Origin of the sequence: Nocardioides sp. L-11A (genome assembly GCA_029961745.1) — a bacterium.
GTDB lineage: Bacteria > Actinomycetota > Actinomycetes > Propionibacteriales > Nocardioidaceae > Nocardioides.
Genome location: CP124680.1, coordinates 1524726 through 1539414, shown reverse-complemented (window position 1 = coordinate 1539414; position 14689 = coordinate 1524726). Strand labels below are relative to the sequence as shown.

General features: G+C 72.8%; 12 protein-coding genes. 9 read left to right on the top strand and 3 right to left on the bottom strand.

Annotated features, from left to right (window positions below; genetic code table 11):
* Positions 1 to 43: 43 nt before the first annotated feature.
* Entirely contained in the window at positions 44 to 1273 is a 1230-nt protein-coding gene (locus tag QJ852_07230) for a helix-turn-helix domain-containing protein (GenBank protein WGX98228.1), read from the bottom strand.
* A 119-nt stretch (positions 1274 to 1392) separates the two neighbouring features.
* Between QJ852_07230 and QJ852_07225 the strand changes: the two genes are divergently transcribed.
* The 3 genes from QJ852_07225 to QJ852_07215 are packed head-to-tail and all read left to right on the top strand — an operon-like array spanning position 1393 to position 5077.
* On the top strand, positions 1393 to 2196 hold the full coding sequence (locus QJ852_07225; GenBank protein WGX98227.1) for a DUF2877 domain-containing protein: 804 nt from the start codon (positions 1393 to 1395) through the stop codon (positions 2194 to 2196).
* The gene (locus QJ852_07220) at positions 2193 to 3668 is read left to right on the top strand and encodes an FdrA family protein (GenBank protein WGX98226.1); all 1476 of its coding nucleotides are present in this window, start codon (positions 2193 to 2195) and stop codon (positions 3666 to 3668) included. Before QJ852_07225 ends, QJ852_07220 begins: the two co-directional genes overlap by 4 nt.
* Positions 3665 to 5077 carry a DUF1116 domain-containing protein gene (locus QJ852_07215; GenBank protein ID WGX98225.1) on the top strand — a complete coding sequence of 471 codons (1413 nt, stop codon included), beginning with the start codon at positions 3665 to 3667 and terminating at the stop codon, positions 5075 to 5077. Before QJ852_07220 ends, QJ852_07215 begins: the two co-directional genes overlap by 4 nt.
* A gap of 18 nt (positions 5078 to 5095) precedes the next feature.
* Here the strand turns inward: QJ852_07215 and QJ852_07210 are convergent, their stop codons facing one another.
* On the bottom strand, positions 5096 to 6406 hold the full coding sequence (locus QJ852_07210) for a thymidine phosphorylase (GenBank protein ID WGX98224.1): 1311 nt from the start codon (positions 6404 to 6406) through the stop codon (positions 5096 to 5098).
* Positions 6403 to 6828, bottom strand: a complete 426-nt coding sequence (locus QJ852_07205; GenBank protein ID WGX98223.1) for a cytidine deaminase — start codon at positions 6826 to 6828, stop codon at positions 6403 to 6405. The genes QJ852_07210 and QJ852_07205 overlap by 4 nt, the downstream gene beginning before the upstream one ends.
* A gap of 219 nt (positions 6829 to 7047) precedes the next feature.
* Here QJ852_07205 and QJ852_07200 point away from each other — a divergent pair, with 219 nt between their 5' ends.
* From QJ852_07200 to QJ852_07175, 6 genes are all read left to right on the top strand, one after another.
* On the top strand, positions 7048 to 8139 hold the full coding sequence (locus tag QJ852_07200; GenBank protein WGX98222.1) for a BMP family ABC transporter substrate-binding protein: 1092 nt from the start codon (positions 7048 to 7050) through the stop codon (positions 8137 to 8139).
* A 161-nt stretch (positions 8140 to 8300) separates the two neighbouring features.
* Positions 8301 to 9815, top strand: coding sequence for an ABC transporter ATP-binding protein (locus QJ852_07195; GenBank protein WGX98221.1), 1515 nt, complete (start codon positions 8301 to 8303; stop codon positions 9813 to 9815).
* Positions 9812 to 11014 carry an ABC transporter permease gene (locus QJ852_07190; protein WGX98220.1) on the top strand — a complete coding sequence of 401 codons (1203 nt, stop codon included), beginning with the start codon at positions 9812 to 9814 and terminating at the stop codon, positions 11012 to 11014. Before QJ852_07195 ends, QJ852_07190 begins: the two co-directional genes overlap by 4 nt.
* Entirely contained in the window at positions 11011 to 12300 is a 1290-nt protein-coding gene (locus tag QJ852_07185) for an ABC transporter permease (protein WGX98219.1), read from the top strand. The genes QJ852_07190 and QJ852_07185 overlap by 4 nt, the downstream gene beginning before the upstream one ends.
* 60 nt (positions 12301 to 12360) lie before the next feature.
* A complete protein-coding gene (locus tag QJ852_07180; GenBank protein ID WGX98218.1) occupies positions 12361 to 12882 on the top strand; it encodes a hypothetical protein in 522 nt (173 codons plus the stop codon).
* Positions 12879 to 14681: a hypothetical protein gene (locus tag QJ852_07175; GenBank protein ID WGX98217.1), complete on the top strand. Its 1803-nt coding sequence runs from the start codon at positions 12879 to 12881 to the stop codon at positions 14679 to 14681. The genes QJ852_07180 and QJ852_07175 overlap by 4 nt, the downstream gene beginning before the upstream one ends.
* The last annotated feature ends 8 nt before the right edge of the window (positions 14682 to 14689 follow it).

The window sequence follows — 14689 nt, the reverse complement described above, 5'->3', positions numbered from 1 at the left end:
GGAAAGTGCTGTCGAAGTTTGCCTGTGATTCAGCTCCGCCCTGTCATTTGCTGACGACCTCCAGCACCTTCAGCGCCACGGCGACGTCCAGGCGCAGGTTCTGGTCGGACGCGACCGGTCCGAGGAGCCGCTCGAGCTTCCCGACCCGGTAGCGCATCGTGTTGTAGTGGAAGAACTGCGTGCGCGCGGCCTCCGCGACGTTGAAGTTGGTGTTCAGCAGCACCTGGAGCGTCTCGCGCAGCGTGACCGCCTCCTCGGTGGTCCCGGCGAGCTCCCCGAGCACGTCGTGGGCGAAGGCCCGCAGCTCGTCGGTGTCGGGCACCATCGCGATCAGGCGGTGCAGCCCGAGGTCGTCGAACCAGGTCGTGGTGCTCGGCCCCCGGAACCGGCGCCCGACCTCGAGCGCGCGCCGGGCCTGGCTGTAGCTGTCCGGCAGTCCGGACGGCACCGAGGCCACCCGCCCGACGCCCGCGGTGAACGGGCGCCGGCCGCCGCCCTTGTCGCCGGCCACGGCATGCACGAGGCGCCGGACCAGAGCGGCCGCGGCTCCCGGATCCTCGGCCGGCAGCACGGCCACCACCTCGGAGCCGAAGTCGGCGATCGGGATGGCCCGGTCGACCGAGGCGGCGACCTGACGCCAGGCGTTCGCGAACCGCTCCTGCCAGTGGCGGCGGTCCGCGACCGACGCCGGCGGCTGGTACGACGGCTGCGGGTCGATCTGCGCGGCGAGCACGATCGTCGGGCCGCTCAGGTCCCACCCGAAGCCGACCACGTGCTCGCTGACGAACTCGTCGGAGCCCGCGCGGCCCAGGAAGACGTCGCGCAGGAAGTCACCGCGGTACTTGTTCTCCACCGCGGAGACGGCCTGCTCCCGGGTGATCGAGAGCGACACCGCGGTGGCCGCGCGCTGCAGCGCGACGATCTGCTGCGGCACCATCCCCTCCTCGGCGATCGCGACCAGGTGGCCGAGCGCCTGGTTGGGCGCGGCCAGCGGCTCGCGGTGGACGTGGGCCCCGGTCACCGGCTGACCCTCGTGACCGCCCCGGTCGCCCAGCCACTCGACCCGCAGCCGACCGGTCTCGTCGGTCAGGCCGGCCGCGGTGATCCGCTCCCGCATGGCGTCGTCGATCCGCGCCGCGCGTTCGCGACCGTCGGTGGTGGTCACGGCGACCTGGACGTCGAGGGCGTCGCCGATGGCGGCGACGAGGTCGCCGAGATCCGCTCCGGCCAGCACCAGCTGGGCGAGCGACTCGGCGAGCTCCTCCACGTCCATCACGCCATGGTCCGCGATACCGCCCCCGGTCGTGGCTATCAACTCTTGCCCGACTTCTGCTCGGACGTTGGCAATGCTCACCATTCGATGCACGATACCCAGCCGTTAGCGTCCCAGAGGTGCAACAGGTCACATCGCAGGTCGAGTCGCAGGTCGGAGGAGCCGGCTCGCCGCTGCTGCGCAGCCTGCTCCACGGCCCTCCGGCGACCGGCACGGTCGTGCATGCCGGACGCCAGGCCGTGTACGCCGACCTCGGCGGCCGGATCCTCGGCGTGCTGGCCCGCGGCGCGGTGCACGTGCCCTGCGCGATCGCCACGGCGCTCCCCGAGCTCCCCGACCTGCCCGGCATCGCGGTCGGCGCGCCGGTCGCCACCGGGTCCGGAACGCTCCGGGTCGGCCCGCTGGGTGTGGGCCTCACCCGTCTGGTCTCCTTCGCCACCCCGCCCCTGTCCCCCGCGGCGGCACGCCGGCTGCTCGCCGTCCCCGTGGACCTCGCGCCGGCCCGCGACCAGCTCCCGGCGGACGCCCTCGAGCGGCTCGCCGCCGCCGACCCCGCGGCCGTGTCCGCCCTCGTCGGCCGCGGCGACGGCCTGACCCCCGTCGGCGACGACGTGCTCTCCGGCTGGCTGGTCGCGACCCGCGCTGCGGGGGGCGACACCCACGCCGTGGCCGCGGCGGTCCGCGAGCGGCTCCCGCGCACGACCGGCCTCTCGGCGACGCTGCTGCGCCACGCCGCCGACGGCGAGGCGATCACGCCCTTCCGCAGCGCCCTGGCCACCGGCGACCCTGCCGCGGTCGCCGCGCTGCTCGCCGTGGGCCACACCTCCGGCGCCGGGATGCTGCTCGGCGCCCACCTCGCGCTCTCCTCTCGTGACAGTCAGTCCGCAATCACCAACGAAGCCCTTGAAGGGAGTACTCGATGACCGTCGAGCACGTCGAGATCCGGCCCGGTGCGTACGCCGACAGCGTCGCGCTGCTGCAGGTCAGCCGGGACGTCGCCGCCACGCCCGGCGTCGCCGCCGCCCAGGTGGCGATGGCGACCGAGCTGAACGTGGAGGTGCTGCAGGGCATGGGCTTCACGCTGCCCGCGGCCAGCCCCAACGACATGGTCGTGGCGCTGCGGCTCGACGACGAGTCGGCCCTGTCCGCCGCCCTGGCGGCCGTCGATGCCGCGCTCGCGGCGGCCCGCAAGGGCTCCTCCGGCGGCGAGGTCACCGCGCCGCCGCGCACCACGGGCTCGGCGCTGCGCCGCGCGGGCGGCGACCTGGCGCTGGTCTCGGTGCCGGGCGCCTCGGCCCTCGTCGAGGCGATGGACGCCCTCGACGCCGACGTCGACGTGATGATCTTCAGCGACAACGTCCCGGTCGAGCAGGAGCTCGCCATGAAGCGGATCGCGCGCGAGCGCGGCCTGCTCGTGATGGGCCCCGACTGCGGCACCGCCGTCGTCGGCGGCGTCGGCCTCGGCTTCGCCAACACCGTCTCCCCCGGCAAGGTCGGCGTCGTCGCCGCCTCGGGCACCGGCTGCCAGCAGGTCCTCGCGCTCCTCGACGCCGCGGGCGTGGGCGTCGCCGCCGCGCTCGGCGTGGGCGGCCGCGACCTCTCCGCGGCGATCGGCGGCATCTCCACCATGACCGCCCTGGACCGGCTGGACGCCGACCCGGCGGTCGAGCAGGTCGTCGTGGTGTCGAAGCCCCCGGCCGCCGAGGTGGCCGCCGCGGTCGAGAAGTACGCCGCCGGGCTGACCACGCCGGTGCGCTTCGCCCTGCTCGGCGCCGGCCAGCCCGACCTCACCACGCAGGTCGAGGCACTGCTGGGCGACCTCGGCGTCGCCGTACCGGCCTGGCCGACGTGGGGCACCCCCGCCGCACCGGCCCCCGACGGCGGCAGCGCGCTGCGCGGCCTCTTCGTCGGCGGCACCCTGTGCGACGAGGCGATGCTCCTCGCCGCGGAGACGCTCGGGCCGATCCGCAGCAACATCCCGCTCGCGCCCGACCTGGCCCTCGACAGCAGCCTGCTCGAGCCGGGCCACCTGATGATCGACTTCGGCGACGACGGCCTGACCCGCGGGCGGGCGCACCCGATGATCGACCCGACGCTGCGCCTGGAGCACCTCGCCAAGGTCGCGGCCGACCCCGACACCGCCGTGATCCTGATGGACGTCGTCCTCGGTCACGGCGCCGAGGACGACCCGGCCGCCGGGCTCGCCCCGGCGATCGCCGCGGCCCGCGCCGTCCGCGAGGTCCCCGTCGTCGTCGCCTGCGTCGGCACCTCCGCCGACCCGCAGGGCCTCACCCGTCAGGCCGAGGCGCTGGCCGCCGCCGGCGCCGAGGTCCACCTGTCCAACGCCGCGGCCACCCGCCGCGCGATCGCTCTCGCCACCGGAGGCGCCCGATGACCACCACCTCCCTGCCCAGCGTCGCCCCCGCCGCCGTCGCCGCGGTCGGTGCCGACATGTTCGCCACCGCCGTCGCCGACCAGGCCGTGCCCGTCGAGCGGGTCGACTGGACGCCGCCGATGGAGGGCACCTCCGACGACCTCGCCACGGTCGCGGCCGACCCCCTGCGCCGCGACGCCAACGCGCTCGCGGTCTCCCGGATGCTCGACGTGCAGGCGATGCTCGTCGGCGTCGCGCCCGCCTCCGAGCTGCTCGGCCTCGAGAAGGGCCAGTTCCTGCACGCCGGGCCGCCCATCGAGTGGGCCCGCGCGTCGGGCCCGCTGCGCGGCGCGCTGATGGGCGCCGCGGCGTTCGAGGGGCTGGTCGAGGACCCGGAGGACGCCGAGGCGCTCTTCGCCGCCGGCACCGAGGTGTCGTTGGAGCCGTGCCACCACCGCAGCGCCGTCGGCCCGATGGCGGGCGTCGTCTCGCCGTCGATGTGGATGTTCGTCCTCGAGGACCCGGCCACCGGTCGGCGCACCTACTGCTCGCTGAACGAGGGTCTCGGCAAGGTGCTGCGCTACGGCGCCTACGGCCCCGAGGTGCTCGAGCGGCTGCGCTGGATGCGCGACGTGCTCGGGCCGCTGCTCGGCGAGGCCGTCTCCGCCGCCGGTCCGGTCGACGCGACCGCGATCCTCGGCCAGATGCTGCAGATGGGCGACGAGGCCCACAACCGCAACCGGGCGGGCACCCTGATGCTGCTGCGCGACATCGCGCCGTCGCTGGTCCGCTCCTCGCGCTCCTCGGAGGAGGTCGCCGAGGCGTTCGCCTTCATGGGCGGCAACGACCACTTCTTCCTCAACGTCGCCATGCCGGCCTGCAAGCTGGCGCTCGACGCGGCGCGCGACGTACCGGGCTCGACGATGGTGGTCGCGATGGCCCGCAACGGCACGGACTTCGGCATCCAGGTGTCCGGCACCGGCGACCAGTGGTTCACCGGCCCCGCCCAGCTGGCCGACGGCCTGTTCCTGGGCGACTACGGCCCCGACGACGCCAACCCCGACATCGGCGACTCCGCCATCACCGAGACCGCCGGCATCGGCGGCTTCGCGATGGCGGCGGCACCCGCCATCGTCCGCTTCGTCGGCGGCACCGTCCCGGACGCGCTGGCCACCAGCCGTCGGATGCGCGAGATCACCATCGGCGAGAACAATCGCTGGCCGATCCCCGTGCTCGACTTCGCCGGCGCCGCCACCGGCATCGACGTCTCGTCGGTGTGCCGTACCGGCATCCTGCCGCAGATCAACACCGGCATGGCCGGCAAGGTCGCCGGCGTGGGTCAGGTCGGCGCCGGCCTGGTCACGCCGCCGGCGTCGATCTTCCCGGCCGCGCTGGCCGAGCTGGCCCGGCGCACGCGGGACCGCGCCTGACCAGTCGACTCAGTCGACTCAGTCGACGCGATCGATGACCAGCGGCCGGGGCGTGTACGACGTCCCGGCCGCTGCCACGTCGTAGGACCCCTCGAGCGCGGCGAGTGCCCGCTCGAAGCGCTCGGGGGTGTCGGTGTGCAGGGTGAACAGCGGCGCGCCGGCCGTCACGGCGTCACCCGGGCGGGCGTGCCAGACGACGCCGGCACCGGCCTGCACCGGGTCCTCCTTGCGCTCGCGGCCGGCCCCGAGGCGCCAGGCGGCGATGCCGACGGACAGCGCGTCGAGGCGGGTGAGGACGCCGTCGGTCGGGGCGGTGACGACGTGCTGCTCGCGGGCGACGGGGAGGGCGGCGTCGGGCTCCCCGCCCTGGGCCTGGATCATCCGCCGCCAGGCATCCATCGCGGAGCCGTCGGCGAGCCTGTCGGCCGGGTCGACGTCGTCGCGCCCGGCGCCCGCGAGCATCTCCCGGGCCAGGGCCAGGGTGAGCTCGACGACGTCGGCGGGACCGCCGCCGGCGAGCACCTCGACCGACTCGGCGACCTCGATGGCGTTGCCGGCCGTGTGGCCGAGCGGCACGGACATGTCGGTGAGCAGCGCCACCGTGCGGACGCCCGCGTCGGTGCCCAGCGCCACCATCACCTCGGCCAGCTCCCGCGCCCGGTCGACGTCCTTCATGAAGGCGCCGCTGCCGACCTTGACGTCGAGGACGAGGGCGCCGGTGCCCTCGGCGATCTTCTTGCTCATGATCGACGACGCGATGAGCGGGATCGCCTCGACGGTGCCGGTGACGTCGCGCAGCGCGTAGAGCTTCTTGTCCGCCGGCGCAAGGCCGTCGCCGGCGGCGCAGATGACCGCGCCGACCGACTCGAGCTGCGCGAGCATCTCCTCGTTGGACAGCTGCGCCCGCCAGCCGGGGATCGACTCCAGCTTGTCGAGGGTGCCGCCGGTGTGGCCCAGCCCCCGCCCCGACAGCTGGGGTACGGCGACCCCGCACGCCGCGACGAGGGGGGCGAGCGGCAGCGTGATCTTGTCGCCGACTCCCCCGGTGGAGTGCTTGTCCGTCGTCGGGCGGGTGAGCGAGGAGAAGTCCATCCGCTCGCCGGAGGCGATCATCGCCGCGGTCCAGTCGGAGATCTCACGGCGGTCCATGCCGTTGAGGAGGATCGCCATCAGCAGCGCGGACATCTGCTCGTCGGCGACGGCGGCGCGGGTGTAGGCGTCGACCATCCACTCGATCTGGCTGCTGCTGAGGGTCCGTCCGTCGCGCTTGGCGTGGATCACCTCGACGGCGTCGTGCTGCTGGCCCGACGGGGCGCTCTGGCTGCTCACGGTGCGTTTGTACCAGGAACGGCCACGCGGTCGAGATCCTCGGGCCCGAACGCCTGCGGCAGGACCGCGTCCATCGGCAGCACTCCTCGGGGCGTCAGCACCTCCAGCGCGGCGCCGCCGGCCTCCCACAGCAGCTGGCGGCAGCGGCCGCACGGCATGATCACCTCGCTCGCGCCGCGCGGGTCGAGGGTGACGCACACGAAGTGGGCCAGCCGGCCACCGCCGGTGGCGTGCAGCTGCGAGACGAGCCCGCACTCGGCGCACAGGGTGACGCCGTACGCCGCGTTCTCGACGTTGCAGCCCACCACCAGACGTCCGTCGTCGGCGAGGGCGGCGGCGCCCACCCGGAAGCCGGAGTAGGGCGCATAGGCCCGCGCGGCGATGTCGCTCGCCGCCCGCGTGAGGGAGTCCCAGTCGACCACGGCGTCACGCTAGTCGCCGGGGGCCGCCTGCGCGAGGATCTTCCGCAGACCGACCTGTGGACGAGAAATGTCCCAAGTTGGTAACCGTTTCGACGAATGCGCTTCCCGCAGAGCGGTCCGTGGGTGAGGATGCACCCCGGGATACCAGCACCTCTGCTGGGCGAACCAAGAACAAGCTGCCCTGCGACTCGGAGCCGGGCGTCGACCTGGAGGACATCTGTGAAGACCTGGAAGAGGACGACGGCCGCCGCGGCCGTGGCGCTGATGGCGAGCGCGGCCCTGGCCGCCTGTGGGGACGCCCCCGACGACGACGACAAGGGCGCATCGGAGAAGAGCGACTTCCTCCCCTGCATCCTCTCCGACGCGGGCGGCTTCGACGACAAGTCGTTCAACCAGCTCAGCTACGAGGGCGTGCAGGACGCCGCCAAGGAGCTCGGCAGCGAGTACAAGGAGTTCGAGTCCAAGAACGAGAACGACTACGCCGGTGCGCTCGAGCAGTTCGTCGCCCAGGGCTGTGACGCGATCGTGACCGTCGGCTTCGCGCTCTCCGCCGCGACCGTCGAGTCGGCCACGGCCAACCCGGACATCGAGTACATCCTCATCGACGACGCCGCCGACAACGACTTCGACGGCACCAAGGACGCCGACAACATCAAGCCGATCCTCTACGACACCGCGCAGGCCGCGTTCCTCGCCGGCTACGCGGCGGCGGACTACACGAAGACCGGCGTCGTCGGCACCTACGGCGGCCAGCCGTTCCCGACCGTCACCATCTTCATGGACGGCTTCAAGCAGGGCGTCGACTACTACAACGAGAAGAAGGGCAAGGACGTCAAGCTCTTCGGCTGGGAGGGCAACGACAAGGGCGTCTTCACCGGTGGCTTCGATGCCAACGAGAAGGCGACCAACGCCGCCAAGCAGATCCTCGACCAGAACGCCGACGTGATCCTGCCGGTCGGTGGCCCGATCTACCAGGGCGCGCTCACCGCGATCAAGGACTCCGGCAAGGACGTCGCGATGATCGGCGTCGACGCCGACTTCTTCGAGACCGACCCGAACACCCAGGACCTGGTCCTGACGTCGATCCTGAAGAACATGAAGATCTCGACGACCGAGGCCGTGGTGGCCGCGGGCAACGACGAGTTCGACACCGAGGCGTACGTCGGCACGCTCGAGAACGACGGGGTCGGCATCGCGCCGTTCCACAACTTCGAGTCGAAGATCTCCGACACGCTGCAGGCCGAGCTCGACGAGGTCAAGGCCGGGATCATCGACGGCAGCATCCCGGTGGCGTCCTACCTCAACCAGTGACACCCACCTGCCCTCCGTCGGCCGTGCGCTGACCGCAGGGCGGAGACACCCTCCGGGGGAGGTCGGTTCCGACCTCCCCCGGAGGCGTTCGCGCCGGACCGCCCACCGTGTCCCCGGCGGAACTGCTGGCTTCTGCACTCCCGCTCCGAGAGGATTCCCCCATGACGCTCGAACTCCGGGGCATCACCAAGCGCTTCGGCCCCCTGGTCGCCAACGACCGGATCTCCCTCACCGTCAACGAGGGCGAGATCCATGCCCTCCTCGGTGAGAACGGCGCGGGCAAGTCCACCCTGATGAACGTGCTCTACGGGCTCTACCAGGCCGACGAGGGCGAGCTGGTCCTCGACGGCGAGGTGCGGAGGTTCGCCGGGCCCGGCGACGCGATGGCCGCCGGCATCGGCATGGTCCACCAGCACTTCATGCTGGTCCCCGTCTTCACCGTCGCCGAGAACGTCATGCTCGGCAACGAGGCCACCGGCTTCGCCGGGACCCTCGACATCGGCGCCGCGCGCGAGCGGGTCCGGGAGATCTCCCAGCGGTTCGGGTTCGACGTCGACCCCGACGCGCTGGTCGAGACCCTGCCCGTCGGCGTCCAGCAGCGGGTCGAGATCATCAAGGCGCTCTCCCGCGACGCCCGCGTGCTCGTCTTCGACGAGCCGACCGCGGTGCTGACCCCGCAGGAGACCGACGAGCTGATGGGCATCATGCGCCAGCTCCGCGAGTCCGGCACCGCGATCGTCTTCATCAGCCACAAGCTGCGCGAGGTGCGCGCCATCGCCGACCGGATCACCGTGATCCGGCGCGGCGCCGTCGTCGGCGAGGCCAGCCCCACCGCGACCAACGCCGAGCTCGCCTCGCTCATGGTCGGCCGGCCGGTGGAGCTGACCGTGCACAAGGAGCCGGCCCAGCCCGGGCCCGACGCCCTCGTCGTCCGCGACCTGCGGGTGCTCGACGAGACCGGCCACACCCACCTCGACGGCATCAGCTTCTCGATCGCCCGGGGCGAGGTGCTCGGCGTGGCCGGCGTCCAGGGCAACGGGCAGACCGAGCTCACCGAGGCGATCATGGGCCTGCAGACCCACGTGCGCGGCTCGATCCGGCTGGGCGAGCACGAGCTGGTCGGGAGGTCGGTGCGCAAGGTCCTCGACGCCGGCGTCGGCTTCGTGCCCGAGGACCGGCAGGTCGACGGCCTGGTCGGCGAGTTCACCATCGCCGAGAACCTCATGCTCAACCGCAGCCACGGCAAGCCGTTCGTGTCCGCCGGCACGGTCCGCAGCGGGGTGCTCGAGGAGTTCGCCCAGCGCAAGCTCGTCGAGTACGACGTCCGCGCGTCCGGCATCCAGGCCAGGGCCAACCAGCTCTCCGGCGGCAACCAGCAGAAGGTCGTCGTCGCCCGCGAGCTCTCCCGCGACCTCAGCCTGCTGGTCGCCGCCCAGCCGACCCGTGGGGTCGACGTCGGCTCCATCGAGTTCATCCACAAGCAGGTCGTCGCCACCCGGGACTCCGGTGTCCCGGTGCTCCTGGTGTCCACCGAGCTGGACGAGATCGTCGCCCTGTCCGACCGGATCATGGTCCTCTACCGCGGGCAGGTGGTCGGCATCGTGCCGGCCGACACCCCCCGCGAGACCCTCGGCCTGATGATGGCCGGCGAGCGCCCCGAAGGGACGGCCGCGTGAGCACGAACGACGAGACCCAGCCCACCGACCACGAGTCCGGCCGCTTCAGCGGCGTGCTGCGCGAGATCGTGCTCGGCAACGCCCTGGTCTCCGTGCTCTCGGTCGTCCTCGCGGTCCTGGTCGGCTCGCTGATGATCCTGCTGACCGACGAGAACGTGCGCGACACGGTCGGCTACATCGGGGCCCGCCCCGGCGACTTCTTCAGCGCCGTGTGGACCGCCATCTCCGATGCCTACTCCGCGCTGTTCCGGGGCGCGATCTACAACACCAACGTCGAGGGCTTCGAGGGCCGGATCAAGCCGCTGACGGAGACCCTCAAGTTTTCCGCCCCGCTGATCCTCGCCGGTCTCGGCGTCGGCCTCGCGTTCCGCGCCGGCCTGTTCAACATCGGCGGTCGCGGGCAGATGCTGCTGGCCGGCGCCGCCGCCGGCTGGGTCGGCGTCGGCATGGACCTGCCGCTCGCCCTGCACCTGCCGCTGGCCGTGCTCGCGGGTGCCCTCGCCGGCGCGCTGTGGGCCGGCATCGCGGGCTTCCTCAAGGCGCAGAGCGGCGCCCACGAGGTGATCGTCACGATCATGCTCAACTACGTCGGCTACTACCTGGTCTTCTACGCGCTCTCGAAGCAGGGCCTGCTCCAGGCACCGGGCTCGCTGAACCCGAAGTCGGAGCCGATGCCGGACTCGGTGATCCTGCCCAAGCTCCTCGGCGACCGGTTCAACCTCCATCTCGGCTTCGTCATCGCGCTCGTCGCGGTCGGCGTCGTGTGGTGGCTGCTCAACAAGTCCGCGATGGGCTTCCGGTTCCGCGCGGTCGGTGAGAACCCCGACGCCGCGCGCGCCTCGGGCATCGACGTCGGCCGGACCTACGTCACGGTGATGCTCATCGCCGGCGGCCTGGTCGGCCTCGCGGGCGTCAACCAGATCCTCGGCACCGCCACGAGCGGCATCACGGTCGACCTCGACGCCGGCATCGGCTTCGACGCGATCACGGTCGCCCTGCTCGGACGGTCCCGCCCGCTGGGCATCCTGGCCGCGGGCCTGCTCTTCGGCGGCCTCAAGGCGGGCAGCTTCTCGATGGCGGCGGCCGAGGGCATCCCCGTCGAGATCGTCCTCGTCATCCAGTCGCTCATCGTCCTGTTCATCGCGGCTCCGCCACTGGTGCGAGCGATCTTCCGGCTCCCGAAGGAGGCGACGGCATGAGCACCACCGCCAAGGTCCCGGTCCCGGTCGACGAGTCGGAGCCCACCAGCGTCCCGCTGCGCACCGCGCTCAAGGCGCCGATCATGCTCGGCGTGGTCACGATGCTGGTCGCGCTGCTGGTCGCCTTCAAGGCCCGCTCCGGCAAGACGACCTTCCGGCTCGCGGCCGACACCGACTTCTTCGACCTGCCGGAGATCACCCTCCCCTCGACCGCCACCGTCGCCACGGTCGTGGTGCTGCTCGCCGCCGGCACGGCCGTCTCGGCGCTGCTGGTCAGCCGCGGCCGTCGTACGCCGGTGTGGCTGGTCGCGCTCTTCGCGGTGGTCGCGATGATCGGCTTCCTCGCCTGGGCCGCGGCCGGCAAGTCGGTCCCGGTGATCGGCCTGCTCGGCGGCTCGATCGCCCTCGCCGTCCCCCTCGTGTTCGGCGCCCTCGGCGGCGTGCTCGGCGAGCGCGCCGGCGTCGTCAACATCGCGATCGACGGCCAGCTGCTGTTCGGCGCCTTCGCCGCCGCGATCTTCGGCACCGTCGTCGGCTCGCCGTGGGGCGGACTGGTCGCCGCGATGCTGGCCGGCGCCCTCGTCGCCCTGGTGCTCGGCTTCTTCGCGATCACCTACTTCGTCAACCAGATCATCGTCGGCGTCGTCCTCAACGTGCTGGTGATCGGCCTGACCAGCTTCCTGTTCGGCCAGGTGCTCGCCGAGCACCCGAAGGAGCTGAACGCGCCCGACCACTTCTCGCGGATCCCGATCCCCGTGCTCGGCGAGATCCCGGTGATCGGGCCGGTGCTGTTCCGGCAGACGATCCTGGTCTACCTGATGTACATCGCCGTCGCGGTCGTCGCGTGGGCGCTCTACCGCACCAAGTGGGGCCTGCGGGTGCGCGCGGTCGGCGAGCACCCGAAGGCCGCCGACACCGTCGGCATCAAGGTCAACCGGACCCGCTACACCACGCTGCTCATCGCCGGCCTGATCGCGGGCGCCGGCGGCGCGACGTACACCCTGGTCTCCGTGCCGCAGTTCGGCGAGGAGATGACCGACGGCGCCGGCTATATCGCCCTCGCCGCCGTCATCTTCGGCCGCTGGGACCCGGTCCGCGCGACCCTGGCGGCGCTGCTGTTCGGCTTCGCGACGAACCTGTCCGGCGTGCTGTCCGTGCTCGGCTCCCCCGTGCCCAGTCAGTTCATGCTGATGCTGCCCTACGTCGTCACGATCATCGCGGTCGCCGGCCTGGTCGGGGCGTCCCGGCCTCCTGCCGCCGACGGCGAGCCGTACCGCAAGGGGTAGCCCGCACGGCCGCAAGCCACCCGCAAGGCCACCGCAAGCGCGGGCGGCGACGCTGGCCCCATGACCAGCACACCCACCCCCTGGCTGCCCGCGTCCTGGGGCCATCCGACCCGGGTCGCCCTGGCCGGCGGGCACCACCTGCGCCCGATGGGGCCGGCCGACGTCGACCTCGACCTGCCCGCGGTGCGGGCCTCCCGGGACCGCCTGTGGCAGATCTACGGGCAGGCGTGGGGCTGGCCCCCGGCAGAGTTGAGCCGCGAGGCCGACCTCGACGACCTCGCCCACCATGCCGCGGAGATCGAGGCACACGAGTCGTTCCTCTACGGCCTCTTCGACGCCGACGAGTCCGTCCTCCTCGGCTGCGTGTACGTCGATCCGCCGGCCAAGGTCGGCGCGGACGCGGACATCTCGTGGTGGGTGGTGGAGGGCGCCGTGGGCAGTGATCTCGAAGCGGCCCTGGATGCCTTCGTCCCGGCCTGGATCGCGGCCGGCTGGCCGTTCGAGCGGCCGCGGTACGTCGGTCGCGACCTGACCTGGCAGCAGTGGCTCGCCCTGCCCGACCTCGTGGAGGATAGCGCATGAACCGCCGTCCCCTCGCCCGGCTCGTCCTCGGCGCCGTCGCCGTCGCGCTCGGCCTGGCCCCGGTCGCCGTACCGACGGCGGCACACGCCGGCCAGGTCGGCGTCACCATCGGCATCACCGGCGCCGGGCGGGTCGAGGTCGTCGAAGGCTCCATCGAGGACGGCGGCGCGACGGCCTGCGACCACACCACCAACCTCGACCACCGGGTCACCCGCACCTGCGGCCGGATCCGCAACGAGGAGCTCTTCGAGGCCTGGGTCTGGCTGCGCCCCTCGTTCTTCGGCGTGCCGAAGGGCTGGGAGTTCGTCGAGTGGCAGGGCTGCGACCAGACCCGCACCAACAGCAGCGGCACCCGGCACTGCGCCGTCCACTCCGCCATCACCGGCAGCGTCGAGAAGTTCCCGGTCGCCGTCTTCCGCGACGCCGAGCCGCCGGAGATCTTCGGCTTCACGTCCACCCAGGTGGTCAACGAGCAGGGTCGGTTCCGGTTCGCCTGGTCCGCCAGCGGCGCGGTGCGCAGTCACTGCCAGCTGGACAACGGAGGCTGGGAGACCTGCACCTCGCCGCGTGTCCTGACCCTTCCCGAGGGTCCGCACCTCTTCGCGGTCCGGGCAGAGGACGCCTCGGGCAACCTGAGCCACAGCTGGTCGCACCAGGTCCACTCGGTCGACACGGCGTTCACCGCGACGCCGCCCCGGCTCACGAACAGCCGCAACGCGAACTTCGCCTTCACCTCGGCGGGCGGCAACGCCTTCGACTGCACCCTCGACGGCTACCAGTTCACCTGCGACAACGGGGCAGGGATCTTCTCGGACCTGATCGACGGCGAGCACACGCTCACGGTCGCGGCCCGCCACGGTCTGTGGGTCGACCCGGTCCCGGTCCGCTGGGACTGGACGGTCGACGCGACCGCGCCGGAGACCACGCTGACCGGCGGCCCCGTCGAGGGCTCGGCGACCACCGACCCGGCAGCCGAGTTCACCCTCGACGCGCCGGGCGCGGTGGACTTCCACTGCACCCTCGACGGGGCGCTCACCCCGTGCTCCCGCGGCGCCGTCCGACTGGACGGGCTCGCCCCCGGACCGCACGTGTTCACCGCCGCCGGGCGCGACCAGGCGGGCAACCGCGACCCGAGCCCGGCCACGCGCTCCTGGACCGTCACCGTCCGCGACACCACCGTCCCGGACACGACCGCACCGGACACCACCCTCGCCGGAGGCCCCGAGGAGGGGTCGATCGCGCTCACGCCCGACGCCGACTTCGAGGTCGGTACGACGGAGGCCGGCGCGGCTCCGGCGTGCACGCTCGACGGCGCCGACCTGCCCTGCGCGACCGGACCGCTCGCCCTCACCGGCCTGGCCCCGGGCACCCACGTGCTCTCCGTGCGCTCGACCGACGCCGCCGGCAACACCGACGCCACCGCCGCCACCCGGACCTGGACCGTCCCCGCGCCGGCCTCCGCACTCGGGGCCCGCAAGGGCTGGAGGCTCAAGCCGGTCGCCGGCAGCTATGCCGGCACGGCGCTGACGGCGAAGCGCAGGAGCGCCGTCGCGACGTACGCGGTCACCGACGCCCGCCGGCTCGCGCTCGTCGTGAGCCGGGGCAAGGCACTCGGCAAGGTCAAGGTGTACGCCGGCAGGCGACTGCTCCGCACCGTGTCCCTCAGGGGCGGCACCGCCACCCGGCAGCTCGTCCCGGTGACGACCTTCGACACCGGCTTCAGCGGCCGGATCCGTGTCGTCGTCGCCACCAGCGGCCGGCCGGTGCGCATCGAGGGGATCGCGGCCCCCACCCGCTGATCCCGGGC

What these genes read in the sequence shown, in the direction of transcription:
- QJ852_07185 (WGX98219.1), top strand. Translation starts at nt 11,011, where the DNA reads ATGAGCACCACCGCCAAGGTCCCGGTCCCGGTCGACGAGTCGGAGCCC.
- QJ852_07215 (WGX98225.1), top strand. Translation starts at nt 3,665, where the DNA reads ATGACCACCACCTCCCTGCCCAGCGTCGCCCCCGCCGCCGTCGCCGCG.
- QJ852_07180 (WGX98218.1), top strand. Translation starts at nt 12,361, where the DNA reads ATGACCAGCACACCCACCCCCTGGCTGCCCGCGTCCTGGGGCCATCCG.
- QJ852_07175 (WGX98217.1), top strand. Translation starts at nt 12,879, where the DNA reads ATGAACCGCCGTCCCCTCGCCCGGCTCGTCCTCGGCGCCGTCGCCGTC.
- QJ852_07220 (WGX98226.1), top strand. Translation starts at nt 2,193, where the DNA reads ATGACCGTCGAGCACGTCGAGATCCGGCCCGGTGCGTACGCCGACAGC.
- QJ852_07195 (WGX98221.1), top strand. Translation starts at nt 8,301, where the DNA reads ATGACGCTCGAACTCCGGGGCATCACCAAGCGCTTCGGCCCCCTGGTC.
- QJ852_07230 (WGX98228.1), bottom strand. Translation starts at nt 1,273, where the DNA reads ATGGACGTGGAGGAGCTCGCCGAGTCGCTCGCCCAGCTGGTGCTGGCC.